General features: G+C 41.5%; 28 protein-coding genes and 2 tRNA genes. 1 reads left to right on the forward strand and 29 read right to left on the reverse strand.

The window, feature by feature from the left end; translation table 11 throughout:
- Positions 1–25 precede the first annotated feature (25 nt).
- The 23 genes from rpmD to rpsL form a co-directional block, all read right to left on the reverse strand.
- Positions 26–211, reverse strand: coding sequence for a 50S ribosomal protein L30 (gene rpmD, locus FD05_RS06325; protein WP_013728487.1), 186 nt, complete (start codon positions 209–211; stop codon positions 26–28).
- A gap of 14 nt (positions 212–225) precedes the next feature.
- Positions 226–729 (reverse strand): 30S ribosomal protein S5, encoded by a 504-nt coding sequence (gene rpsE, locus FD05_RS06330; protein ID WP_020281117.1) that lies wholly within the window; start codon positions 727–729, stop codon positions 226–228.
- Between the two features lie 20 nt (positions 730–749).
- Complete coding sequence (gene rplR, locus FD05_RS06335) at positions 750–1,115, reverse strand: 50S ribosomal protein L18 (protein ID WP_039932826.1); 366 nt, start codon at positions 1,113–1,115, stop codon at positions 750–752.
- Between the two features lie 28 nt (positions 1,116–1,143).
- Complete coding sequence (gene rplF / locus FD05_RS06340) at positions 1,144–1,683, reverse strand: 50S ribosomal protein L6 (protein WP_020281115.1); 540 nt, start codon at positions 1,681–1,683, stop codon at positions 1,144–1,146.
- Between the two features lie 26 nt (positions 1,684–1,709).
- Positions 1,710–2,108, reverse strand: coding sequence for a 30S ribosomal protein S8 (rpsH, locus tag FD05_RS06345; RefSeq protein WP_013728491.1), 399 nt, complete (start codon positions 2,106–2,108; stop codon positions 1,710–1,712).
- A 25-nt stretch (positions 2,109–2,133) separates the two neighbouring features.
- Complete coding sequence (locus FD05_RS11515) at positions 2,134–2,319, reverse strand: type Z 30S ribosomal protein S14 (protein WP_003635667.1); 186 nt, start codon at positions 2,317–2,319, stop codon at positions 2,134–2,136.
- A gap of 15 nt (positions 2,320–2,334) precedes the next feature.
- Positions 2,335–2,877 carry a 50S ribosomal protein L5 gene (rplE, locus tag FD05_RS06350; protein WP_020281113.1) on the reverse strand — a complete coding sequence of 181 codons (543 nt, stop codon included), beginning with the start codon at positions 2,875–2,877 and terminating at the stop codon, positions 2,335–2,337.
- Positions 2,878–2,905: 28 nt separating this feature from the next.
- A complete protein-coding gene (gene rplX / locus FD05_RS06355) occupies positions 2,906–3,214 on the reverse strand; it encodes a 50S ribosomal protein L24 (protein ID WP_020281112.1) in 309 nt (102 codons plus the stop codon).
- Positions 3,215–3,244: 30 nt separating this feature from the next.
- Positions 3,245–3,613, reverse strand: a complete 369-nt coding sequence (gene rplN, locus FD05_RS06360; protein WP_013728495.1) for a 50S ribosomal protein L14 — start codon at positions 3,611–3,613, stop codon at positions 3,245–3,247.
- Between the two features lie 58 nt (positions 3,614–3,671).
- A complete protein-coding gene (gene rpsQ, locus FD05_RS06365; RefSeq protein ID WP_013728496.1) occupies positions 3,672–3,938 on the reverse strand; it encodes a 30S ribosomal protein S17 in 267 nt (88 codons plus the stop codon).
- A 24-nt stretch (positions 3,939–3,962) separates the two neighbouring features.
- The gene (rpmC, locus tag FD05_RS06370) at positions 3,963–4,157 is read right to left on the reverse strand and encodes a 50S ribosomal protein L29 (protein ID WP_008855795.1); all 195 of its coding nucleotides are present in this window, start codon (positions 4,155–4,157) and stop codon (positions 3,963–3,965) included.
- Complete coding sequence (gene rplP / locus FD05_RS06375; RefSeq protein WP_020281110.1) at positions 4,147–4,581, reverse strand: 50S ribosomal protein L16; 435 nt, start codon at positions 4,579–4,581, stop codon at positions 4,147–4,149. Before rplP ends, rpmC begins: the two co-directional genes overlap by 11 nt.
- Before the next feature lie 2 nt (positions 4,582–4,583).
- Positions 4,584–5,249 carry a 30S ribosomal protein S3 gene (gene rpsC, locus FD05_RS06380; protein ID WP_020281109.1) on the reverse strand — a complete coding sequence of 222 codons (666 nt, stop codon included), beginning with the start codon at positions 5,247–5,249 and terminating at the stop codon, positions 4,584–4,586.
- A 3-nt stretch (positions 5,250–5,252) separates the two neighbouring features.
- Positions 5,253–5,609 (reverse strand): 50S ribosomal protein L22, encoded by a 357-nt coding sequence (gene rplV, locus FD05_RS06385; RefSeq protein ID WP_013728499.1) that lies wholly within the window; start codon positions 5,607–5,609, stop codon positions 5,253–5,255.
- 18 nt (positions 5,610–5,627) lie between these two features.
- On the reverse strand, positions 5,628–5,903 hold the full coding sequence (gene rpsS, locus FD05_RS06390) for a 30S ribosomal protein S19 (protein ID WP_020281108.1): 276 nt from the start codon (positions 5,901–5,903) through the stop codon (positions 5,628–5,630).
- 50 nt (positions 5,904–5,953) lie between these two features.
- Positions 5,954–6,793 carry a 50S ribosomal protein L2 gene (gene rplB, locus FD05_RS06395; RefSeq protein WP_039932821.1) on the reverse strand — a complete coding sequence of 280 codons (840 nt, stop codon included), beginning with the start codon at positions 6,791–6,793 and terminating at the stop codon, positions 5,954–5,956.
- Between the two features lie 33 nt (positions 6,794–6,826).
- On the reverse strand, positions 6,827–7,114 hold the full coding sequence (gene rplW, locus FD05_RS06400; RefSeq protein ID WP_020281106.1) for a 50S ribosomal protein L23: 288 nt from the start codon (positions 7,112–7,114) through the stop codon (positions 6,827–6,829).
- Positions 7,114–7,737: a 50S ribosomal protein L4 gene (gene rplD, locus FD05_RS06405; RefSeq protein ID WP_020281105.1), complete on the reverse strand. Its 624-nt coding sequence runs from the start codon at positions 7,735–7,737 to the stop codon at positions 7,114–7,116. Before rplD ends, rplW begins: the two co-directional genes overlap by 1 nt.
- A 17-nt stretch (positions 7,738–7,754) precedes the next feature.
- Positions 7,755–8,390 (reverse strand): 50S ribosomal protein L3, encoded by a 636-nt coding sequence (gene rplC / locus FD05_RS06410; RefSeq protein ID WP_020281104.1) that lies wholly within the window; start codon positions 8,388–8,390, stop codon positions 7,755–7,757.
- Between the two features lie 27 nt (positions 8,391–8,417).
- A complete protein-coding gene (rpsJ, locus tag FD05_RS06415; RefSeq protein ID WP_013728505.1) occupies positions 8,418–8,726 on the reverse strand; it encodes a 30S ribosomal protein S10 in 309 nt (102 codons plus the stop codon).
- 374 nt (positions 8,727–9,100) lie between these two features.
- Complete coding sequence (gene fusA / locus FD05_RS06420; protein WP_020281103.1) at positions 9,101–11,203, reverse strand: elongation factor G; 2,103 nt, start codon at positions 11,201–11,203, stop codon at positions 9,101–9,103.
- A gap of 80 nt (positions 11,204–11,283) precedes the next feature.
- On the reverse strand, positions 11,284–11,754 hold the full coding sequence (rpsG, locus tag FD05_RS06425; RefSeq protein WP_020281102.1) for a 30S ribosomal protein S7: 471 nt from the start codon (positions 11,752–11,754) through the stop codon (positions 11,284–11,286).
- Between the two features lie 56 nt (positions 11,755–11,810).
- On the reverse strand, positions 11,811–12,224 hold the full coding sequence (gene rpsL, locus FD05_RS06430; protein WP_013728508.1) for a 30S ribosomal protein S12: 414 nt from the start codon (positions 12,222–12,224) through the stop codon (positions 11,811–11,813).
- A 241-nt stretch (positions 12,225–12,465) separates the two neighbouring features.
- On the opposite strand from rpsL, the gene FD05_RS06435 reads away from it, so the two are divergent.
- Positions 12,466–13,155 carry a prepilin peptidase gene (locus FD05_RS06435; protein WP_020281101.1) on the forward strand — a complete coding sequence of 230 codons (690 nt, stop codon included), beginning with the start codon at positions 12,466–12,468 and terminating at the stop codon, positions 13,153–13,155.
- A 73-nt stretch (positions 13,156–13,228) separates the two neighbouring features.
- Here the strand turns inward: FD05_RS06435 and rpoC are convergent, their stop codons facing one another.
- From rpoC to FD05_RS06465, 6 genes are all read right to left on the reverse strand, one after another.
- Entirely contained in the window at positions 13,229–16,891 is a 3,663-nt protein-coding gene (gene rpoC, locus FD05_RS06440) for a DNA-directed RNA polymerase subunit beta' (RefSeq protein ID WP_020281100.1), read from the reverse strand.
- Positions 16,892–16,908: 17 nt separating this feature from the next.
- A complete protein-coding gene (gene rpoB, locus FD05_RS06445) occupies positions 16,909–20,526 on the reverse strand; it encodes a DNA-directed RNA polymerase subunit beta (RefSeq protein ID WP_039932812.1) in 3,618 nt (1,205 codons plus the stop codon).
- Between the two features lie 246 nt (positions 20,527–20,772).
- Positions 20,773–23,265 carry an ATP-dependent Clp protease ATP-binding subunit gene (locus tag FD05_RS06450; protein ID WP_020281098.1) on the reverse strand — a complete coding sequence of 831 codons (2,493 nt, stop codon included), beginning with the start codon at positions 23,263–23,265 and terminating at the stop codon, positions 20,773–20,775.
- Between the two features lie 15 nt (positions 23,266–23,280).
- Positions 23,281–23,748: a CtsR family transcriptional regulator gene (locus FD05_RS06455; protein WP_020281097.1), complete on the reverse strand. Its 468-nt coding sequence runs from the start codon at positions 23,746–23,748 to the stop codon at positions 23,281–23,283.
- A 419-nt stretch (positions 23,749–24,167) separates the two neighbouring features.
- Positions 24,168–24,241 (reverse strand) — tRNA-Pro (locus FD05_RS06460).
- Between the two features lie 60 nt (positions 24,242–24,301).
- Positions 24,302–24,375: transfer RNA gene (locus FD05_RS06465), tRNA-Pro, on the reverse strand.
- Positions 24,376–24,454 lie beyond the last annotated feature (79 nt).

Genomic DNA, 24,454 nt, shown 5'->3' on the forward strand with positions numbered 1-24,454 from the left:
GAAATTGGCACCTCCTTACTAATTATTAGTCTTTAACTTGTTCAACTTCGATTAAATGAGCGATTTGGAAAAGGGCTCCACGAATAGATTCATTGTCAGGTTTGACAACAGTACTATTAACTCGACCCAAGCCAAGAGCCTTCACAATTTTACGTTGCTTTGGAAGGCGATGAGTTACGCTACGTTTTAAAGTAATTTTTAATTGAGCCATCTAAAACACCCTCCTTATTCAGCTAAATGTTGGGTTGAAACCCCACGTAAAGCTGAAATTTCTTCAGCACTCTTCAACTCAACCAAGCCCTTGAAAGTTGCTCGGATAACGTTGATAGGAGTATTGGAACCCAGTCGTTTACTAGTAACATCGTCGATACCAGCTAATTCCATCACGGAACGAACGGCACCGCCGGCTGCTACTCCAGAACCTTCTTCAGCAGGCTTCAATAAAATTCGGCCACCACCAAATGTTCCGAGAACTTCATGAGGAATCGTTGTACCAACAATCGGAACCTCAATTAAGTTTTTACGAGCTGCTTCAACTGCTTTACGGATAGCTTCTGGAACTTCTTGAGCTTTACCAGTTCCGAAACCAACATGTCCGTGCTTGTCTCCAACAACTACTAAAGCAGCAAAACGAAGACGACGTCCACCTTTTACAACTTTAGTGATCCGATTAATCGAAACTACGCTGTCTTCAAGCTCTAACTTATCTGGATCAATAAATTTCTTCATGTGCGGTTATTCCTCCTTTATTAGAATTCTAGTCCATTTTCACGAGCAGCATCTGCAAGAGCTTGAACACGACCATGATACAAGTATCCACCACGATCAAAAACAACATCTTTGATGTTCTTTTCGCTAGCACGTTGAGCTACTAATTTACCAACACTGGCTGCTTGTTCAGTCTTGTTACTACTACTGATTGCAGAATCAAGTGTTGAGGCACTAACAAGCGTTACACCCTCTACGTCATCAATAATTTGAGCGTAGATGTTTTTATTAGAACGATATACATTCAAGCGTGGGCGCTCGGCAGTACCAGAAATTTTATTACGGACACGATTATGACGGCGTTTCCGATTCTTATTTTTATCTGGTTTAGAAATCACAATAGTCACCTCAAAATTTTATTAGGCTGGTATCTTACTACTTACCAGTCTTACCTTCCTTACGAATAATATGTTCGTTTTCATAACGAATACCTTTACCTTTATATGGTTCAGGCGAACGTACTGAACGAACTGATGCAGCAAAGTCACCAACTGCTTGCTTGCTGATACCATTAATATGAATAGTAGTATTATCAGGAACTTCTACAGTAAGATTGTCTGGAACAGTTATTTCAACAGGGTTTGAATAACCAACATTCAAAGTCAGGTTCTTTCCCTTAAGTTGTGCACGGTATCCAACACCAACCAGCTTCAAAGTCTTTTTGAAGCCGTCAGTTACACCGTCAACCATGTTGCTGACGTTTGCTCGTGTAGTACCATGCAATGCACGTACTTTATCGTTGTAATCGCCAATGGGCTCAAAGTTTACTTCGCTACCCTTGATTGTCATCTTAATTTGTGATGAAATTTCACGGGTCAAAGATCCTTTGGCACCTTTAACAGTTACTGTGTTGCCATCTGCTTTTACCTCGACACCTTTTGGTAATTCGATGGTTTTATAACCAATTCGACTCATCGATTACACCTCCAATTTAATGAATTTTACCATACGTAAGCTAACACTTCGCCGCCAATTTTTTGGGCACGTGCTTGCTTATCTGTAATCACACCGTTAGATGTGGAAATGATAGCAATTCCAAGACCGTTTAAAACCTTAGGAACTGCATCTGCTTTAACATATGAACGTAAACCTGGCTTAGAAATTCTCTTAAGACCAGTAATGACACGTTGCTTATCCTTGCCATACTTCAAGAAGACACGGATAATGCCTTGCTTGTCATCTTCGATATATTCAACGTCGCGTACAAAACCCTCACGTTTAAGGATCTCAGCAATGTCGCGTTTGATTTTTGATGCAGGAACTTCAACTGTTTCATGGTAAACCATGTTTGCATTACGAATGCGAGTTAAAAAGTCTGCAATTGGATCAGTCATAGACATCAGCGCACAACCTCCTTTTTAATTATTACCAACTAGCTTTCTTCATGCCAGGAATTTGACCTTTGTGGGCAAGTTCACGGATGCATAAACGGCATAAATGGAATTTCTTGTATACAGAACGAGGTCGTCCGCAACGTTCGCAACGAGTGTAATTCTGTGTTGAGAACTTAGCAGGGCGTTCACTTTTTACAATTAATGATTTTTTAGCCAATGTGAAACCTCCTCTTTATCTGGCAAATGGCATACCGAATTGAGCTAACAATTCATGTGACTCTTCATCGGTATTTGCAGTAGTTACAATTACAATATCCAAACCTCTAACACGGTTAACGTTATCGTAATTAATTTCAGGGAAAATCAATTGTTCACGGACACCCAAAGTGTAGTTACCACGACCATCAAAGGCTCGAGTACTTACACCATGGAAATCACGAACACGTGGTAATGAAACATTAATTAGCTTATCTAAGAATTCATACATTCTGTCACCACGGAGTGTAACTTTGGCACCGATTGACATGCCCTCACGCAATCTGAATCCGGCGATTGATTTCTTGGCTTTAGTAACCAATGGCTTTTGACCTGAAATCAAAGCTAATTCAGAAACAGCTTCATCGAGGTTTTTTGCGTTAGTAACCGCATCACCAACTCCCATGTTAAGAACGATTTTGTCGATCTTAGGAGCTTGCATAACTGATTTGTAGCTGAACTTATCCATCATGTGTGGAGTAATTTCGCTATTGAATTTTTCTCGTAAACGACTTGACATTTAAAAGGTATCCTCCTTTCACTAGTGATTAATCGATCGCTTTTTGCGATTTCTTTGAGTAACGAACTTTTTTACCATCTTCAACTTTGATACCAATACGAGTTGGTTCGTTGGTTGATGGGTCAATTAGCATAACATTTGATACGTGAATTGGGGCTTCTGCATCAATAATTCCACCTTGTGGATTAGTTGAGGAAGCTTTTGTATGCTTCTTAACTTTGTTGATACCTTCAACAATTACACGATCTTTTGAAGCGATAGTCTTAGTGACTGTCCCTTCCTTACCTTTGTCCTTACCACTAATAACACGGACTTTGTCACCAGTTTTAATGAACATCTACGGCACCTCCTTATATCCTGGTTGTGATTACAGTACTTCTGGGGCTAACGAAACAATCTTCATGAAGTTGCTGTCACGTAATTCGCGAGCAACTGGGCCAAAGATACGAGTGCCTTGTGGACTCTTGTCATCACGGATAAGAACTGCAGCATTTTCATCAAAACGGATGTATGAACCATCGTTACGACGAGTAACAGCTTTAGTACGGACTACAACAGCCTTAACGACATCACCCTTTTTGACAACGCCACCTGGTGTTGCTTGTTTAACCGTAGCAACAATAGTATCACCGATTCCGGCATACCTTCTGGTTGAGCCACCTAAAACCTTAATAGTTAACAATTCTCGTGCACCTGAGTTGTCGGCAACTTTTAATCGACTTTCTTGTTGAATCACAGGTATATCCTCCCTTCATCATTGGATCGAATACGATAATAATGATAATTAAGTAAAGTTAAATAATAACTGCTTTTTCAACAATCTTGATTAAACGGAAACGCTTTGTCTTAGACAATGGTCGAGTTTCCATGATTTGAACAAGATCACCGGTTTTAGCTTCGTTATTTTCATCATGCGCAGTAAATTTCTTCGAGTATCTAACACGCTTACCATATGTTGCATGTTTCTTGTAAGTTGAAACTTCAACAGTAATTGTCTTATCACTCTTGTCAGAAACAACGCGTCCTTGATAAACCTTACGCTGGTTACGTTCTTCAGCCATTAATTATACCTCCCTTATCGCATTCTATTTGTTGAGTTCTTGTTGACGAAGTGCAGTCTTAATGCGCGCAATGTTCTTACGAACTTGCTTCAAGCGTGCAGTGTTCTCCAACTGGCCAGTGGCTAATTGGAAACGAAGATTGAACAATTCATCTTTGTAATCTTTTTCTTTATCAATCATTTGAGCAGTGGTTAACTTACTGATATCTTTAGCCTTCATTTGATTCGCCACCTACTTCCTCACGTTCTATGATCTTAGTACGAACAGGAAGTTTGTTTGATGCAAGGCGTAATGCTTCATGGGCAGTTGCTTTGTCAACTCCACCAATTTCGAACAATACTTTGCCACGCTTAACTGGTGAAACCCAGCCAGCTGGTGTACCTTTACCATTACCCATTCGAACTCCGACACCTTTTTCAGTATATGATTTATGAGGGAAAATCTTGATCCAAACTTTTCCTCCACGTTTCATATGACGAGTCATCGCCACACGGCATGCTTCGATTTGACGGTTAGTGATCCAATGTGAATCGAGTGATTGTAAACCGTAGTCACCGAAAGTAACCGTCTTACCACCCTTGGCAGTTCCACGAAGCTTGCCACGATGTTCACGACGATGCTTTACACGTTTAGGTACTAACATGTTTATTTCCCTCCTTTAGCAGCTTTGCTGTCCTTTGGCTTTTCAGGGAGAACTTCACCACGATAGATCCAAGTTTTTACACCAATTGATCCATAGGTAGTAAAAGCTTCAACCCATGAGTAGTCAATATCTGCTCTTAAAGTATGCAAAGGAACAGTTCCATCTGAGTATGATTCAACACGAGCCATATCAGCACCATTAAGACGACCAGCAACCTGGGTTTTAATACCCTTGGCACCTGAACGCATAGTACGTTGCATAGCTTGACGCATTGCACGACGGAATGCTACACGGCCTTCCAATTGACGGGCAATGTTTTCGCCAACCAACTTAGCATCCAAATCAGGCTTCTTGATTTCGATGATGTTGATGTGAACTCTCTTACCAGTGAGGTCGTTAAGCTCTTTACGAAGATTTTCAACCTCAGATCCACCCTTACCAATAACCATTCCTGGTTTGGCGGTATGAATTGAAACGTTAACGCGATTTGCTGCACGTTCAATTTCAACAGTAGAAACAGACGCATTAGCAAGACGCTTCTCTATATATTTACGGATTTGCAAATCTTCTTTTAAGTAAGCTGCATAGTCTTTACCTGCATACCACTTAGCTTCCCAGTCGCGAATGATTCCAACTCGTAAACCATTAGGATTTATCTTATTACCCACGCGTTATCCCTCCTCTTTTTCTGATACAACAATTGTAATGTGACTTGTACGCTTGTTGATTGGTGAAGCTGAACCTTTTGCACGAGGACGGAACCGCTTGAGCGTTGGACCTTCGTTTACAAATGCTTCACTTACAAACAAGTTTTCTGAATCTAAATCGAAATTATTTTCTGCGTTAGCAACTGCAGATTTAAGAACTTTTGAAACTACCGGAGAAGCACCGCGGGGTGTGAAATCCAAGATTGCGGCTGCTTCAGCAACACTCTTACCTTTGATAAGATCAACTACAAGACGGACCTTACGTGCGGCAATGCGAACAGTTTTGGCAGTTGCTTTTGCTGATGTAACTTGTTCAGCCATTAGTTATCCTCCTTGTTATTAAACAGTCTTCTTATCGTCTGTTCCATGACCATGGAATGTACGAGTAGGTACGAATTCTCCGAGCTTATGACCAACCATGTCTTCTTGGACATATACTGGGACGTGCTTCCGTCCATCATAAACAGCAAATGTATATCCAATAAAGCTTGGGAAAATCGTTGATCGGCGTGACCAAGTCTTGATAACAGCTTTCTTGTCTTGGCCTTTTTGAGCATCTACTTTTTTCAGTAAGTACTCATCGGCGAATGGTCCCTTTTTTAAACTACGACTCATTTTGCAACCTCCTCTGTACAGATATTAATCGCATTAATAAATGCATTCTATTACATCTTCGAAGCTTTACGACGACGAACGATGAATTTGTTTGAACGTGACTTCTTAGAACGAGTCTTCTTACCAACTGTCTTCTTACCCCATGGTGATAATGGTGATGGAAGACCAACTGGTGCTTTACCTTCACCACCACCATGAGGGTGATCGTTAGGGTTCATTACAGATCCACGTACATGAGGACGTTGACCCTTGTAACGTGTCCGACCAGCTTTACCAACATTGATAAGTTCATGTTCTTCATTACTTACTGAGCCAATTGTTGCTCGATTAGTGCTAAGGATTAAACGAACTTCACCAGATGCAAGTCTAACAAGTGAATACTTGCCATCTCTACCAAGCAACTGTGCAGATGCACCAGCTGAACGAACAAGCTGACCACCCTTACCAGGCTTTAATTCGATGTTGTGAATAATTGTACCGACAGGAATGTTTGACAATGGTAATGTATTACCTGGCTTGATATCAGCGTTAACGCCTGATTCGACCTTGTCACCCACTTTTAATCCCTTAGGTGCAATGATGTATGATTTGATTCCGTCGGTATAAACGATTAAAGCGATGTTTGCAGTCCGGTTAGGATCGTATTCGATTGCTTTAACAGTTGCCATGACGTCATCCTTGATACGTTTGAAATCAATAATACGATATTGATTCTTGTTACCACCACCACGGTGACGAACAGTCATGTGACCATAGTTGTTACGGCCGGCTGTTTTGCTTTTTGATTCAAGTAAAGACTTTTCAGGCTTACGTTTAGTAATCGTGCTGTAGTCTAAACTTGTCATATTACGTCTACCATTACTGGTTGGCTTATATGTTTTAATGGCCAAAACGTTTTCCTCCTAAATTAGAGATTTCATTGATTATTCTTCGTTGAATAATTCGATTTCTTTTGAATCGGCAGTTAATGTAACGATTGCCTTACGACGCTTCTTGGTATAACCAGCGTAGCGACCTTGGCGCTTTAACTTGCCTCGAACATTCATAATGTTTACTCGGACAACCTTAACATCAAAGATGTCTTCGATAGCCTTTTTAACTTGGGTCTTAGTTGCTCGTAAATCAACATCGAATGTGTATGTCTTGTCGTCCATCTTGCTGGTTGTTTCTTCAGTAATAACTGGACGTAAAATGATATCGCGTGATTCCATTATGCGAGCACCTCCTCTACTTGAGAAAGAGCAGCTTTCGTAATGACAACTTTATCGTGATCGGCAACGTCTAAAGTGTTAATGCCTTGTGCAGAAACAACTTTAACGTTTTCCAAGTTACGAGCAGACAAAACTGCTTTTTCGTTGTCGTCTTCCAAAACTACTAATGTCTTAGTTGAAACGTCTAATTTACCTAATAATTCGGCGAATTCTTTAGTCTTTGGTGCATCAAACTTCAAAGTATCAACAACAACTAACTTGTTGTCTGAAACCTTTTCTGATAGCACTGACTTTAATGCCAAACGAGAAACTTTCTTAGGCAAACGGTATGAGTATGAACGTGGAGTAGGTCCGAAGACGATTCCACCGCCACGCCATTGTGGTGATCGGATAGAACCTTGTCGAGCTCTACCAGTACCTTTTTGACGCCAAGGCTTCTTTCCACCGCCGCGAACTGCTGAACGGTTTTTAACAGAATGTGTTCCTTGACGTAAAGAAGCACGTTGCATAACAATTGCATCAAACACAACGTTATTGTTGGGCTCGATACCGAAGATACCATCGTTTAATGCAACGGTACCATTCTTACTTCCGTCTTGTTTATATAATGCTACGTCAGTCATCTATGGTTGCCTCCCTTCTACTTGTTTGAGCCGTGAACGGCACTTCTGATTGTGATATATGATTTATTTGCACCAGGTACATTACCTTTGATTAAAAGAACGTTGTTGTCAGTATCAGCATTAACGATCTCTAAGTTTTGAATAGTAACAGTTTTGTTACCCATTCGACCAGGCAATTTCATGCCAGGAACAACTCGGTTAATAATGACACCAAGTGAACCTGGACGACGGTGATAACGAGAACCATGAGTTTCTGGTCCACGTGATTGGCCATCTTTATGAACGTTACCTTGGTATCCATGACCTTTGGTAGTTCCAGTTACATCAACGATGTCTCCTGGTTTAAAGATATCTGCCTTAACTTCATCAGATACTTTATAATCTCCCAGCTCAACATCTTTGATTTCTTTAATGAAGCGCTTAGGAGTAGTATTTGCTTTCTTTGCGTGACCTTGTTCTGGCTTATTAGTAAGCACAGTACGTTTGTCTGCATAGCCTAATTGAACTGAATCGTAACCATCATTTTCAACGGTCTTGATTTGCATAATAACGTTAGGTGTCACTTCAACGACAGTAACAGGTACTAATTCGCCGTTATCAGTGAAGACTTGCGTCATTCCAACTTTCTTTCCTAAGATTCCTTTTCTGGTCATGAGTACACCTCCGATATATTGTATTTATTATAGTTTAATTTCAATATCCACACCGCTAGGCAAGTCGAGCTTCATTAATGAGTCAACTGTCTTTGGCGTTGGATTCAAAATATCGATTAATCGCTTGTGAGTTAAAATTTCAAATTGCTCACGAGAATCCTTAAACTTATGTGGTGAAGCTAAAACAGTATAGATTGTACGATCAGTTGGCAATGGAATTGGACCTGAGATAGTAGCTCCAGTTCTTTGCGCAGTTGCAACAATCTTGTCTGCGGATTGGTCAAGGATACGATGCTCGTATGCCTTCAACCGAATACGAATTTTTTGTTTTGCCATTGTGTTCCCTCCTTCGTCTATTTTGAAAATAGGACTAACTCCGTGAAAATTACCGCCAAACCCATGGCAAAGCATCCGGGTGTGTCGCAACCTTTCACATCAAAGCTAATACATATTGCTTTAGGGCAAACTTATCCCTAAAAACAAGTACTCAAATAGTGTACTAAAAAAAGCCGCATAAAACAAGTGTTAACAGCAATTATTTCGATTTGTAATATTACTGTTACTTAAAAAAACTTATTTAAACTTTTTTGATATCCAAATGAACGTACATAACTTCAACTGAACTATTATAACCCGTTCCGAAGAAACAATACAGTCGTCAGAGCATAAAAAAAGAGATCGGAATCAAATTCCGGTCTCTTGATTTGAAATTAATCTTCAGCAGGTTGGTTCCCACCGTTTTTCTTAATAATTTCAGCTTGAATACTCTTTGGAACTGGCTCGTAATGATCAAATGTCATAGTGAAAGTACCACGACCTTGTGATGCAGAACGAAGTGTAGTTGCATAACCAAACATTTCAGCAAGTGGAACGAATGAATGAATAACTTCAGCACCGCTTCGGCTTTCCATTCCGTCAACACGTCCACGTCTTGCAGTAACTTGGCCCATAACATCACCCATGTACTCTTCAGGGACGTTGATATCAACCTTCATGATTGGTTCCAAGATTACTGGGGCAGCGGTCTTAGCAGCGTTACGAAGGGCGATTGATGCAGCTACCTTAAATGCAGCTTCACTAGAATCGACTTCATGATAACTACCATCGTATAACTTGGCTTTTAAGTCAATCAATGGGTAACCGGCAAGAACACCGTTAGCTAATGATTCCTTCAAACCTTGTTCTACGGCTGGGATGTATTCACGAGGAACAACACCACCAACAATAGCATCTTCGAATTCGAAACCTTTTCCTTCTTCGTTTGGTGTAAATTCAATCCAAACATCACCATATTGACCTTTACCACCAGACTGACGGATGAATTTACCTTGAGCCTTGGTTGGTTTAGTAAATGCTTCACGGTATGAAACTTGTGGGGCACCAACAGTGGCTTCAACGTGGAATTCACGCTTCATACGGTCAATGATAATGTCCAAATGCAACTCACCCATTCCGGCAATCAATGTTTCGCCAGTTTCTGGGTTTGTTGTGGCCTTGAATGTTGGATCCTCTTCAGAAAGTTTTTGAAGAGCAACGTTCATCTTATCCTGGTCAGCCTTAGTCTTAGGTTCAACGGCAACCTGGATAACTGGGTCAGGGAATTCCATTGATTCCAAATGAAGTGGATGATCGACATCGGTTAATGAATCACCAGTAGTGGTGTTCTTCAAACCAATGGCGGCAGCTATATCACCTGAGAATACTTCTGGGATTTCTTGACGGTGATTTGAATGCATCTGAAGCAAACGACCAACACGTTCACGTTTGTCTTTAGTAGCATTCAAAATATATGAACCTGATTCAAGTGTACCTGAGTAAACACGGATATAAGTTAAACGACCAACGAATGGATCAGTAGCAACCTTGAATGCCAAAGCAGCAAAGCTGGCATCATCGTTTGCTTTCAATTCAATGTCATCGCCTGTTTGAGGATCAACAGCCTTATATGGTTTAACATCAAGTGGTGATGGCAAGTAATCAATGGTTGCATCCATCAACATCTGAACACCTTTGTTCTTGAATGCTGAACCAGCCAATACTGGGAACAGTTCCAAGTTCAAAGTAGCTTTACGAATAGCGGCCTTGATTTCAGGGACTGGAATTTCTTCACCTTCAAGGTACTTGTTCATAATATCGTCATCAACATCAGCCAAAGTTTCAACTAATTGGTCACGACGCTTCTTAGCTTCATCCTTATATTCATCAGGAACATCAACTGTATCCCAATTAGAACCAAGCTTATCTTCATCATAGATATCAGCTTTCATTTCGACCAGGTCAATAACCCCTTCGAAATTATCTTCAGCACCGATTGGCATCTGAATAGGAAGTGGCTTAGCGTTCAAACGGTCTTGGATTGAGCCAACAGAGAAGTCAAAGTTGGCACCAACTTTGTCCATCTTGTTAACGAATACGATCCGTGGAACGTCATAGTCAGATGCTTGACGCCAAACAGTTTCGGTTTGAGGCTCAACACCAGCTTGGGCATCCAGAACGGCAATAGCGCCATCCAAAACACGAAGTGAACGTTCAACTTCAACAGTAAAGTCCACGTGTCCTGGGGTATCAATAATGTTGATACGGTGGTCTTTCCATTGAGCTGTAGTCGCAGCTGATGTGATAGTAATACCACGTTCCTGTTCTTGTGGCATCCAGTCCATTTGTGAAGCACCATCATGGGTTTCACCAATTTTGTGAATCTTACCGGTATAGTACAAGATACGTTCAGTAGTTGTAGTCTTACCAGCATCGATATGGGCCATAATCCCGATATTACGAGTTTTTTCTAGCGGAAATTCTCGTTTGTTAGCCATTGTGTAACTCCTTCCGATTCGTACAAAAAGTGGCTAAATCAGCCACTTATTAGTTTGAGCTGTTTAGAACAATTCTGAGATTACCAACGATAATGTGCAAATGCACGGTTGGCTTCAGCCATTCTATGTGTGTCTTCACGTTTCTTAACTGATGCACCGGTGTTGTTAGCAGCATCCATGATTTCACGTGCAAGACGTTCAGTCATAGTATGCTCACCACGTGAACGAGCGTAGTTAACGATCCAACGTAAGCCCAATGTCGTACGACGATCTGGTCGAACTTCGATTGGAACTTGGTAGTTAGAACCACCAACACGACGAGCCTTAACTTCAAGGACCGGCATAACGTTCTTCATAGCTTCTTCGAAGACGTCAACTGGTTCGTTGTTAGTTTCTTTCTTAATGATGTCAAATGCACCATATAAAATTTGTGATGCAGTTCCACGCTTACCGTCTAACATCAAACGGTTGATTAAACGGGTTACCAATTTTGAGTTATAAATTGGATCAGGAAGTACTTCCCGCTTTTGAACATTTCCTTTTCTAGGCATTTCGTTATCCTCCTCATGATTCTATAAAACTAAATATTTAGATTGCATTAGTAAGATTATTCTTTAGGCTTCTTTGTACCGTATTTTGAACGACCTTGACGACGGTCTTGAACACCAGCGGTATCAAGAGCACCACGAATAACGTGATAACGAACACCAGGTAAATCCTTAACACGGCCTCCACGGATCAAAACAACACTATGCTCTTGCAAGTTATGACCAATACCTGGAATGTAAGCAGTAACTTCAATTAAGTTAGACAAACGAACACGGGCATATTTACGTAAAGCTGAGTTAGGCTTCTTTGGTGTCATAGTACCAACACGGGTTGCAACACCTCGTTTTTGAGGGGCTGGAACAGTAACTTGCTTCTTCTTGAAACTATTGTAAGCATAGTTTAAAGCTGGTGACTTTGATTTTGAAGTTCTAGAATGACGTCCTTTACGGACCAATTGGTTAATTGTAGGCATCTAAAAAGTTCTCCTTTCAAATTTTCAATGTAAGTCCACACATCCAGGCGGTTCTTTTTTATGTAAAAAGAAATGTGTACCGCCCAACACTTTTTGTAATATACAGTCAGCATGTCTGAATATTCAGGAATCTGTCACAAAAAGCACCTTGTCTAATTTATCATGACTATTTGTTTGTGTCAATGAATCACGATAAATAATTTCACACAAAAATTCGTACATAGAATATAGAGGTAAACAGATGATAATAATTCAATTTTTGTTTGGCGCAAGCTTAGCTTCATTTTTTAACTTAGTCGCAGTGCGAACCCTGCGAGGTGAATCCATCGTATCACCACGCTCTCACTGTGACAACTGTAACGCTCAACTAGAGAACTTCGATCTGATCCCTGTCTTTAGTTACCTAATGCTGAAAGGAAAATGTCGTTACTGCAAACAGGAGATTCCAGGAACTTTTTTTGTGATGGAACTGATGGTTGGAATTGCTGCAGCCTCATTGGATATTCGCCAAGTCCGGTGGTCATTTATTCTTTGCCTGCTCATTTTAATCGCACTCAGTTCATTTGATATCATCGAGCAAAAAATTCCTTCCAAAGGGATTATCGGTTTGTTTTTCATATGTACACTGTCATGCGTCCACCCTGTCCGACAAATTTTAGTAGCACTTTTCATGTATATCGTCATGCAACTCATGAATCGAAAAATTCAGTGGATGGGAAGTGGCGACATCGACATTTATGCTTGCTTATGGTTGACAGCGGGCATGCCAAGTCTTTTGTGGCAAACATTCATCGCGTGTATTGCTGCTCTGATTTATTTAATTGTTGCACCCTGGCCCAAAGATTCCAGAATCCCATTTGTGCCGTTCATCACCATTGGATATTTTCTCACCTACCAGTTCCATGACATTTTACTGCCGCTTATTTTATGACCATGCAAAAAAGGATTCCAACCCATCAGAGGTTGAAATCCTTTTTGTAAATTGACTTCTGTTATTTTAATGATTACTTAGTTGTCTTACTCTTGTTAGCATCTTCAGCTTTCATTTTTTCTTCAAGCTGGCTAATTGAGTAAACACCATCAGTCGATGAACTACCGATTTCTTCAGGCTTAATTCCACGGTAATCTGGCATGCCAGTACCGGCAGGAATTAATTTACCAATAATAACATTTTCCTTCAAACCAACAAGTGGATCGTTCTTACCGCGAATTGCAGCATCGGTAAGAACACGAGTGGTTTCTTGGAATGATGCAGCTGACAAGAAACTGTTCGTTTCAAGGGCAGCTTTGGTAATACCAAGCAATACAGGACGCGCTGTGGCAGGAATCCCACCGTTTACAACAGTGTCAGCATTGCTAGTCTTAAAGTCATTGATATCCATCAAAGTACCAGGCAAGACATCCGTATCACCAGGATCCATAATTCGAACCTTACGCAGCATCTGACGAATCATGATTTCCACATGCTTATCTGATACTTCCACACCTTGCATCCGGTAAACCTTCTGAACTTGATGAAGGAGATAGTTTTCAGTTGAAAGAACATCACGAACTTTCAACAATTCCTTAGGGTCAACAGAACCTTCGTTCAATGCAGATCCACGGTGAATGTAATCACCCTCGGCAACTCTCATCTGAGCGGTAATTGGAACTGTATAAGTTCTTGTATCGGACTCACCCTTGATGGTAACTTCTTTGGTTCTTTCAGCGGGGTTTTCTTCAATTGACTCAACAGTACCAGTAACTTCACTGATTTCAGCTTTACCTTTTGGATTACGTGCTTCAAAAATTTCTTGAACACGAGGAAGTCCTTGAGTAATATCAGCGTTACCAGCAACACCACCAGTATGGAAGTTACGCATGGTCAACTGGGTACCAGGCTCACCAATTGATTGAGCGGCAACGGTACCAACAGCTTCACCAACTTCAACTTCGTCACCAGTAGCCAAGTTACGACCATAACACTTCTCACAAACACCATGAACAGTGTTACAAGTAAATGCAGATCTTATGGTAACTTCTTTGATGCCAAGTTCATCAATTTTAGCAGCCTGATCTTCAGTGATCATTGTGTTGGCAGGAACAATTACTTCGCCAGTCTTAGGATTTTTAACCGTCTTATGGGCATAGCGTCCAAGAATTCGGTCATATAAAGGTTCGATCATTTCATTACCTTCAGTAATTGCACTGATGGTTAAGCCACGATCGGTACCACAATCCTTCTCACGAACAATAACATCTTGCGCAACATCAACCAAACGACGAGTCAAATAACCAGAGTTGGCAGTCTTAAGCGCAGTATCAGTCATACCTTTACGAGCACCATGGGTAGAAATGAACATTTCCAAAACAGTCAGGCCCTCACGGAAGTTAGAAGTGATTGGCAATTCCATGATTTCACCGTTAGGAGCAGCCATTAAGCCACGCATTCCGGCAAGCTGAGTAAAGTTCGAAATGTTACCACGAGCACCAGAATCACTCATCATAAAGATAGGGTTTTGTGGATCTTGTGAATCCATCAAACGCTTTTGAATGTCATCCTTGGCATCATTCCAGATACCAATAACTCTTTCATAACGCTCATGATCAGTAATCAGTCCACGACGGAACTGCTTAGTAACCATGTCAACTTTTTTATGAGCTGCGTCAATGATCTTTTGTTTATCGGGTAACTGGGTAATATCAGAAATACCAACGGTTAAACCAGATTTAGTAGATTCGTTGTAACCAAGATCCTTCATTCGATCAAGGAAGAAAGATGTTTCAGTTACTTTGTATCGTTTGTAAACTTCAGCGATAATATCACTCAAGTAACCCTTCTTAAATGGTGGAATAAGCGGCGCATTCTTGAGATGCTCATGAATATCCTCACCTGGTTCAAGGAAGTACTTATCTTCAACAAAATTGTTAATGTTTGTTTCGGTTGGTTCATTGATATATGGAAAGTCATCAGGCAAAATCGTGTTGAAAATAATCTTACCAACTGAAGTAACCAGGATCTTTCCGAGCTGCTCCTTAGTAAAAGTCTTCTTAGGATATGCCGAAGCTTTAATCCCGACACGGGTATGCCAATGAACGATTCCATTCTTATATGCCAACTGAACTTCGTCAGGTGAATTAAAGATCATGCCTTCACCTTCACGGCCTGCTTCTTCCATGGTCAGGTAATAGTTACCAATAACCATATCTTGAGAAGGTGTTACAACTGGTTTTCCATCCTTAGGTGCAAGAATATGGCCAGCAGCTAACATCAGCAAACGTGATTCAGCTTGTGCTTCATCAGATAACGGAACATGGATGGCCATTTGGTCACCATCAAAATCGGCATTGTAGGCTTCACAAACCAATGGATGAAGACGCATTGACTTACCACTTACCAGAACTGGTTCGAAAGCCTGAATACCTAAACGGTGAAGTGTAGGTGCCCGGTTCAACAGAACTGGATGTTCCTTGATAACATCTTCCAAAACGCTGAAGACATCGTCATCTTGGCGTTCAATCTTACGTTTGGCATTCTTAATGTTGGAAGCCAAATTACGACCAACCAATTCCTTCATGATAAATGGCTTGAATAATTCCATGGCCATTGGAACTGGCAGACCCATTTGGTTCATCTTCAAATGAGGGCCAACATCGATAACTGAACGGCCAGAATAATCAACACGCTTACCAAGTAAGTTTTGACGGAATCGTCCCTGCTTACCTTTAAGCATGTGAGAAAGTGACTTCAATGGACGGTTACCTGGTCCAGCGACTGGACGGCCACGACGACCATTATCAATCAAAGCGTCAACGGCTTCTTGAAGCATCCGTTTTTCGTTTTGAACAATAATTCCAGGTGCGTTCAAATCAAGCAATCTCTTTAAACGGTTGTTACGGTTGATAACTCGACGGTACAAATCGTTCAAATCTGAAGTGGCAAAACGGCCACCTTCAAGTTGAACCATTGGACGTAAGTCAGGTGGGATAACTGGAATTGCATCCATTACCATCCATGAAAGTTCATTTCCGGATTGGACGAAGGCTTCCAAAATATCCAGACGACGAACGGCACGGGTCCGCTTTTGACCGGTGGCGTTCTTTAATTCGTCTTTTAACTCAACAACTTCCTTCTTAATATCAACATCGTCAAGCAGAGTCTTGATGGCTTCTGCACCGATTTGAGCGGAAAAACGTGGACCGTATTCTTGTTTCTTCTCACGATATTCACGTTCTGAAAGCAACTGCTTCTTCTCCATTGGGGTGTTACCTGGTTCAGTAACAACGTATGAAGCGAAGTAAATGATTTCTTCAAGGGCACGTGGGCTCATGTCCAAAACAAGACCCATTCGACTTGGAATTCCTTTGAAGTACCAGATGTGAGTTACTGGAGCTGCTAATTCAATATGGCCCATTCGTTCACGACGAACCTTTGAACGAGTAACTTCAACACCACAACGGTCACAAACGATTCCCTTATAACGGATCCGCTTGTACTTACCGCAGGCACATTCCCAGTCCTTGGTAGGACCGAAAATTCGTTCATCAAACAAACCATCTTTTTCTGGTTTTAAAGTTCTATAGTTAATGGTTTCAGGCTTTTTAACTTCACCATATGACCAACTACGAATTTTATCAGGAGAGGCTAGTCCAATCTGCATACTTTCGAATTTATTAACATCGACCACTAGTTTGACCTCCCATTCTAGTCATTACTATTGTTAGCGTTGGTTGATTTAGTTGGTGTTTCAACTTGATCAGCTGGTTGTTTAGCTGCTTGATCGGCTTGTTCTTTCTTCTTGTCAGCTAACTTGCTTAATGCGTCAACATTAACCACGTCATCATCGTCGTCAAGATCTCGAAGTTCGATCTCTTTATGACTGCTGTCAAGAACTTTCATGTCAAGACCAAGTGATTGTAATTCCTTAACGAGCACACGGAATGATTCAGGTACACCAGGCTTTGGAATTGGTTCACCCTTTACAATGGCTTCATAAGTCTTTACACGGCCGACAACGTCATCTGACTTGTAAGTCAAGATTTCTTGAAGCGTATAAGCGGCACCATAAGCTTCAAGTGCCCAAACTTCCATTTCACCAAAACGCTGACCACCAAATTGTGCTTTACCACCAAGAGGTTGTTGCGTAACCAATGAGTAAGGTCCAATTGAACGTGCATGGATCTTATCATCAACCATGTGGGCCAATTTAAGGTAATGCATGACACCTACGGCAATCTTCTTATCAAATGGTTCCCCAGTACGACCGTCATACAAGATGTACTTACCATCTGAAGGCATTCCGGCTTCCTTAACTGCATCCCAGATATCCTTATCACGGGCACCATCAAAAACAGGTGTTGCAACGTGGATACCAAGTTTGCGGGCAGCCATACCTAAATGGAGCTCCAAAACTTGTCCAATGTTCATACGTGATGGCACACCCATGGGACTCAGCATAATATCAACTGGGGTTCCATCAGGCAAGAATGGCATGTCTTCTTCAGGGATAACAACGGAAACAGTACCTTTGTTACCATGACGACCTGACATCTTATCACCAACTTGAATCTTACGTTTCTGGGCGATGTAAACACGAACCATCTTGTTAACACCAGGTGAAAGCTCATCACCGTTTTCGCGAGTGAAGATCTTAACATCTTGGATGATTCCGCCACCACCATGAGGAACTCTCAATGAAGTATCACGAACTTCTCGAGATTTTTCACCAAAGATAGCATGAAGCAAACGCTCTTCGGCTGATAATTCAGTAACCCCTTTAGGCGTTACCTTACCAACTAAGATGTCACCATCATGAACTTCGGCACCAATTCGGACAGTTCCGTCTTCATCAAGGTTCTTCAAAGCATCTTCACCAACGTTAGGAATTTCGCGAGTCATTTCCTCAGGTCCTAATTTGGTGTCCCGAGTTTCTGATTCATACTCTTCAATATGAATTGAAGTGTAAACGTCATCCTTAACCAAACGCTCGCTGATCGCGATGGCATCTTCAAAGTTATATCCTTGCCAAGTCATAAATGCAACAACAGGGTTTTGGCCAAGTGCCAATTCTCCGCCTTCCATTGATGGCCCATCAGCTAAGATTTCGTTGTCATCAACGTGATCGCCAACTTTAACAATTGGACGTTGGTTGTAGTTCTTACCGCCATTTGAACGACGGAATTTCATTAATTTATATTTATCGAGGGACTTATCGTCACGACGTACTCGGATTTCCCGAGCATCAACGTATTCGACAGTTCCTGCATTCTTACAAATGAGGGCAACACCAGAATCATGGGCAGCCTTGTATTCGATACCAGTACCAACAAGTGGTGCATGTGGATCGATCAAAGGAACGGCCTGACGCTGCATGTTGGCACCCATCAAGGCACGGTTAGAATCATCGTTTTCCAAGAAAGGAATACATGCAGTTGCGACAGCAACTACCTGCTTAGGTGAAACATCCATGTAGTCAACTTTATCGATACCAATTTCAATGTTATTTGACTTATGACGAGCCATAACAATCTTGTTTTCAAATGAACCATCATCATTCAATGGTGAGTTCGCCTGAGCGATAACAAAATTATCCTCTTCGTCGGCAGTCAAGTAATCGATTCGGTCAGTAACCTTATGGGTGGTCCAATCCACACGCCGATATGGTGTTTCAATGAAACCATACTTATTAACCCGCGCATAACTGGACAAACTGTTGATCAATCCAATGTTAGGGCCTTCAGGAGTTTCAATGGGACACATACGACCATAATGGGTGTAGTGAACATCCCGGACTTCATATCCAGCACGGTCACGAGTCAAACCACCAGGTCCAAGGGCAGACAGACGACGCTTGTGAGTTAATTCGCCAAGTGGGTTGGTCTGATCCATGAATTGTGAAAGTTGTGATGAACCAAAGAATTCTTTGATTGAAGCCACAACTGGACGAATGTTGATCAATTGTTGAGGCGTTACAGTCGAAGTGTCTTGAATTGACATTCTTTCTCTAACAACCCGTTCCATCCGTGATAAACCAATTCGGAATTGGTTCTGCAGCAATTCACCGACTGAACGAATTCGACGGTTACCCAAGTGATCAATATCATCGATTGAACCAATACCTTCTTGAAGGTTAAAGAAGTAGTTCATGGCTGAAATGATGTCAGCTGGTGTAATGTGCTTAAAGCTCAATGGAATATTATCATTGCCAATTAATGGCACAACGCGGTCAGGATCATTAACAGATTGAACTTTAATGATTTGAACAGTCATCGGCTCAGTAACAACAGCTTCATCTGAAGGGTTAAAGGTGTATGCCTTGAACTCATCGTTATCAAGGAATGGCGCTAAGTCCTTCATAACATCCTTAGTAACAACAGTACCCTTTTGAGCAATCACTTCACCGGTATCAGGATCAGCAAGGGTTTCAGCCAATGTCAAACCTAATAAACGGTTCTTCAAGCTCAACTTCTTGTTAGTCTTATAACGGCCAACGGGGGCCATGTCATAACGCTTTGGATCAAAGAAACGTGCCGTCAGCAAACTCCTTGAGGAATCAGCAGTCTTAGGCTCACCTGGACGTAGTCGTTCGTAAATATCCTTTAACGATTCTTCAACACGGGAATCGTCAGTATCTTTATGAACATCCTTCTCCAAGGTCAGTCCCAAACTATCGCTATCACCCAGGATGTCAATGATTTCTGAATCACTGCCAAATCCAAGGGCTCTGATAAGTTCAGTTAAAGGAATTTTTCGTGTTCGATCAATTCGAACGTATGCGATATTTTTTGCGTCGGTTTCAAATTCAAGCCAGGCACCTCTGTTAGGAATCACAGTTGTACCGAATGAATCACGGCCATTCTTATCTTTATCAGCATGGTAATAAACGCCGGGTGAACGAACCAATTGTGAAACGATAACTCGTTCAGCACCATTAATAATAAATGTTCCTTGATCAGTCATTAATGGAAAATCGCCAAAGAATACATCTTGTGTCTTAATTTCACCAGTCTCGTGATTGGTTAATTTTAAGGTAATGTGAAGTGGAGCAGAATAGTTTGCTTCGTGTTCACGCGCTTCATCAACGGTGTATTTTGGTGTTAATAATTGATAATCGACAAACTCTAAAGAAAGCTTGCCCTGAAAGTCATCGATTGGCATAATGCCGTCGAAGGTTTCCTTAAGTCCCTCATGTAAAAACCAGTTGTAAGAATTAGTCTGGATTTCAATCAGGTTAGGTAAATCAAGCACTTCTTTGATTCGTGCATAACTTCGTCGGGTACGGTGTTTTCCATATTTAACTAAATGTCCTGCCAAGTTTTTCACCTCTCCAAAAAATTCCGGAATCGAAATGTTACAGTTTGATTACAAATGCGTTTTTACACACATTTAACCGTGATTTGGGCAAAAAAAATCCAAAAACAAGACTTTCTTGCTTTTGGCTTTTTATGCAGGCCAACACGGACAATAGATCGCGTCAACCATTTCGATTCACAACAAATACAGTTAAAAGAATAACAATTTATAGAAGTAAAGTCAACCTTTTACACCATTGTTCATTTTGAATCGCGTTTATTTTTTATCATTCACTAATGTTTTGCGTTCAGGCTTCTTAACTGAAATCGTAATCTGATTGTTTCGACCACCAACAGTGACTGAATCACCCGGTACAATTTCTTTAGCAAGCAGCTTGGCACTCAAGTTATCTTCAAGCTCGGTTTGAATTGCTCTTCGGATTGGACGAGCACCATACTCAGGATCAAAGCCACGTTTGGAAATGATACCAATGGCCGTCTTCGTGATCTTGATGTCGATTCCTTGATCATGAATTCGTTTGATAACTGGTTTGGCCATCAGGTAAACAATCTGATCAAGTTCGTTCTTGGTCAATGAGTGGAAGACAACCACTTCATCGATCCGGTTCAAGAATTCTGGACGGAATCGTTGCTTGAGGGCAGCTTGAATGGTGTCCTTCATTGCAGCGTAACCTTCCTTGGCATCCTCTTGGCCAAAGCCAACCGTCTTCTTATCACGAAGAGTTGTGGCACCAAGGTTGGAAGTCATGATGATAACTGTGTTTCTGAAATCAATCTTACGACCCTTGGCATCCGTCAGGTAGCCATCGTCAAGCACCTGAAGCAACAGGTTAAAGACATCTGGATGGGCCTTTTCAACTTCATCAAAGAGAACAACTGAATATGGTTTTTGACGAACCTTTTCAGTTAATTGGCCACCTTCATCGTAACCAACATAACCAGGGGCTGAACCGATCAGACGGCTGGTTGAGTACTTCTCCATGAATTCACTCATGTCCACCCGAATCATGTCGTCTTCTGAGCCGAAGACTGCTTCGGCAACCGCTTTAGCCAGCTCAGTTTTACCAACACCAGTCGGTCCTAAGAACATAAATGAACCAATTGGCCGGTTTGGATCTTTCAAACCGCTTCTTGCCCGACGAATCGAACGTGAAACCGCTGAAATAGCTTCTTCCTGGCCAACAACCCGTTTATGGAGAACCTTTTCCAAGTTGACCAAACGATCAGCTTCGGTGCTGCTCAAGCGAGTCACTGGAATGCCAGTCCATTCGCCAACGATTTCGGCAACATCTTGAGGCGTTTCTTTAACTGGGTAATGCGCTTCTTCACCATTATCATCAGCGTCATCATCTTTCGCCAATTCATCTTGAAGCTTGTTGGTTTGTTTCCGAAGTTTGGCAGCCTTTTCGTAATCCTGAGCAACCAGTGCTTCATTTAATTCGGATAACAGATCGGATAACTTCTTATGATCGTCAACTGCATCGGATTTCTGTAAATGATCAATCCGAACTTTGGCCGCAGCCTCATCCATCAAATCAATTGCCTTATCCGGCAGGAAACGGTCGCTGATGTATCGGCTTGACAAGTTAACGGCGGATTCAATGGCTTCATCGGTAATTTCAACATGATGATGTTGTTCATACTTTGGACGTAAGCCCTTGAGAATTTCCACAGTTTCATCAGTTGTGGGTTCATCGACCATTACTTTGGCAAATCGACGTTCCAAAGCGGCATCAGATTCAATGTACTTTTGGTATTCGTCCAAAGTAGTGGCACCAATTAATTGGAGCTCACCACGTGCCAAGGCTGGCTTTAAGATGTTCGATGCATCAATGGCACCTTCAGCACCACCAGCACCAATCAAAGTGTGTAATTCATCAATGAACAAGATAATATTGCCATCTTGGTAAATTTCATCGATGACTTTCTTCAAACGGTCTTCAAATTCACCACGGTACTTGGTACCGGCAACTAAGGAGCCCATGTCAAGCATCATCAAACGCTTTTTAGCCATGTCTCCAGGCACGTCACCGCTGACAATTCGTTCTGCTAAGCCTTCAGCGATGGCAGTTTTACCAACACCAGGTTCACCAATTAACACTGGATTATTCTTGGTACGACGAGCTAAAATTTGGACCACTCGTTTAACTTCCAGATCCCGGCCGACAGTTGGATCCAGTCGGTCTTGACGGGCCATCTCGGTTAAGTCTCGAGCTAACGAATCAATCGTTGGTGTCTTGGAATCAGCAGGCTTTTGTTGACGCCCACGTTGTTTAGCAGCCAAGTTGGAAGCCATTGAGCCGCCGCTGATGCCCATTTTTCGTAAAGTTACTTTTCTAATTTGCGAGAGGTCAAGTCCTAAGTTAATCAAAATTCGGGAAGATAAAATGGTTTCATCAGTTAAGAGTGAAAGCAAAATATGTTCAGTTCCTACCTTTGGAACGCCATTTTTCTTCGCAAATTCTCCTGCTTGGGCTAAAACTTCTTTTGCCTTTGGAGAGTATGGCAGATAATCGTTACTGCTAAGGTCCTTAAGGTTGCCATAGCCGGCGAAACGTTCTACTTCTTCAGTGACATCTTCAGCAGTTACTGAGAACTGTTGGAGGGCCTTGTAGGCAATTCCGTTCGTTTCAATCAGCAATCCTAGTAAAAGGTGTTCAGTTCCAATCGCCTGGTGCTTGAATTTCTTGGCTTGTTCCTGAGCAATGGTCAAAACGTTCTTAGCACTTGGAGTAAATAAATTATTCATAGATACCCTCGCTTTCTATCGTTCGTATCGCAGACGATTCAAGATCGACACCATGATGTTGGCACGCATGATGTCGGTTAAATCGCTGTTGTTAAGGTCAATTGCATCTTTGTCAATCGCAGCTAATATGATGCTCACCTCGCGACGATTAATTAATTCATTATTATATAACGTTTGGACGATGGTTTCACTATCTCTCTTCGATAATTTGTTACCAATCGCAGCAATTAGTGAATTTAAAACGTCAATGTCATCTAATAAATGAACTTTTTCTATTCTAATGTAGCCACCTCCACCACGTTTACTTTCCACAATGTAACCATTCTGAATCGTAAAGCGCGTGTTGATCACATAGTTGATCTGAGACGGTACAACGTCAAACAGCCCAGCAATTTCAGAACGACGAATTTTAACTTGCTCGTTCTCGGCAAGTATTTCTTTGAGATAATGTTCGATTAAATCAGAAATATTTTCGTCCGCCATGTAATCACCCAATTCTTTGACTAATATTGACTATTATTATACGAATGTTGGCGGAAAGTGCAAGGAAAGTGTTTGAGAGTGCGACAAAACCCGGTTGGACCCGGAACATAAGGTAAGGTACCCGAGGGCAAACGGGCTTTGTTTGTCCTTGGGTGCCTTGCCTTATGTAGTAGGATTCAGGGCTGTCGAAGCACGTTTAGTAGACTGCCCCATCCACCAAAAGAAAATGCAAGCTCAAACTAATTCCACAAAGCCAAAAATCGTTCCACTATATTATTGGAGAAATTTGCCGATAGCAAATCTTCCAAAGACATGTTCACTTGTTCAAAAATATCCAAAACAAAAAGGGCAAGGCCCCAGTAGGTCCTGCCCTCACATCGAAAGATGATTCATTCTATATGTATTAAAAAACAAAAAAATCGGGAAAACAAGATTTGAACTTGCGACCCCTACGTCCCGAACGTAGTGCTCTACCAAGCTGAGCTACTTCCCGATGATTAAGTACTATGCAGTTAACAATATAAATATATCATATTATCTATGTTGTAAAAAGTCGGGAAGACAGGATTCGAACCTGCGACCCCCTGGTCCCAAACCAGGTGCTCTACCAAGCTGAGCTACTTCCCGAAAAAGAATTTATTGCAATAAAAAATGCACCCAGTAGGAGTCGAACCTACAACCTTCTGATTCGTAGTCAGACACTCTA

The organism is Lentilactobacillus otakiensis DSM 19908 = JCM 15040 (genome assembly GCF_001434145.1).
Lineage (GTDB): Bacteria > Bacillota > Bacilli > Lactobacillales > Lactobacillaceae > Lentilactobacillus > Lentilactobacillus otakiensis.

Excerpts from the sequence above, each read along its gene's own strand:
- rpmD (WP_013728487.1), bottom strand. The coding sequence starts at position 211 with ATGGCTCAATTAAAAATTACTTTAAAACGTAGCGTAACTCATCGCCTT.
- rpsE (WP_020281117.1), bottom strand. The coding sequence starts at position 729 with ATGAAGAAATTTATTGATCCAGATAAGTTAGAGCTTGAAGACAGCGTA.
- rplF (WP_020281115.1), bottom strand. The coding sequence starts at position 1,683 with ATGAGTCGAATTGGTTATAAAACCATCGAATTACCAAAAGGTGTCGAG.
- rpsH (WP_013728491.1), bottom strand. The coding sequence starts at position 2,108 with ATGTCTATGACTGATCCAATTGCAGACTTTTTAACTCGCATTCGTAAT.
- rplE (WP_020281113.1), bottom strand. The coding sequence starts at position 2,877 with ATGTCAAGTCGTTTACGAGAAAAATTCAATAGCGAAATTACTCCACAC.
- rplX (WP_020281112.1), bottom strand. The coding sequence starts at position 3,214 with ATGTTCATTAAAACTGGTGACAAAGTCCGTGTTATTAGTGGTAAGGAC.
- rpsQ (WP_013728496.1), bottom strand. The coding sequence starts at position 3,938 with ATGGCTGAAGAACGTAACCAGCGTAAGGTTTATCAAGGACGCGTTGTT.
- rpmC (WP_008855795.1), bottom strand. The coding sequence starts at position 4,157 with ATGAAGGCTAAAGATATCAGTAAGTTAACCACTGCTCAAATGATTGAT.
- rplP (WP_020281110.1), bottom strand. The coding sequence starts at position 4,581 with ATGTTAGTACCTAAACGTGTAAAGCATCGTCGTGAACATCGTGGCAAG.
- rplV (WP_013728499.1), bottom strand. The coding sequence starts at position 5,609 with ATGGCTGAACAAGTTACATCAGCAAAAGCAACTGCCAAAACTGTTCGC.
- rpsS (WP_020281108.1), bottom strand. The coding sequence starts at position 5,903 with ATGAGTCGTAGTTTAAAAAAGGGACCATTCGCCGATGAGTACTTACTG.
- rplW (WP_020281106.1), bottom strand. The coding sequence starts at position 7,114 with ATGGAATCACGCGATATCATTTTACGTCCAGTTATTACTGAAGAAACA.
- rplD (WP_020281105.1), bottom strand. The coding sequence starts at position 7,737 with ATGACTGACGTAGCATTATATAAACAAGACGGAAGTAAGAATGGTACC.
- rplC (WP_020281104.1), bottom strand. The coding sequence starts at position 8,390 with ATGACCAGAAAAGGAATCTTAGGAAAGAAAGTTGGAATGACGCAAGTC.
- rpsJ (WP_013728505.1), bottom strand. The coding sequence starts at position 8,726 with ATGGCAAAACAAAAAATTCGTATTCGGTTGAAGGCATACGAGCATCGT.
- fusA (WP_020281103.1), bottom strand. The coding sequence starts at position 11,203 with ATGGCTAACAAACGAGAATTTCCGCTAGAAAAAACTCGTAATATCGGG.
- rpsG (WP_020281102.1), bottom strand. The coding sequence starts at position 11,754 with ATGCCTAGAAAAGGAAATGTTCAAAAGCGGGAAGTACTTCCTGATCCA.
- rpsL (WP_013728508.1), bottom strand. The coding sequence starts at position 12,224 with ATGCCTACAATTAACCAATTGGTCCGTAAAGGACGTCATTCTAGAACT.
- FD05_RS06435 (WP_020281101.1), top strand. The coding sequence starts at position 12,466 with ATGATAATAATTCAATTTTTGTTTGGCGCAAGCTTAGCTTCATTTTTT.
- FD05_RS06450 (WP_020281098.1), bottom strand. The coding sequence starts at position 23,265 with ATGAATAATTTATTTACTCCAAGTGCTAAGAACGTTTTGACCATTGCT.
- FD05_RS06455 (WP_020281097.1), bottom strand. The coding sequence starts at position 23,748 with ATGGCGGACGAAAATATTTCTGATTTAATCGAACATTATCTCAAAGAA.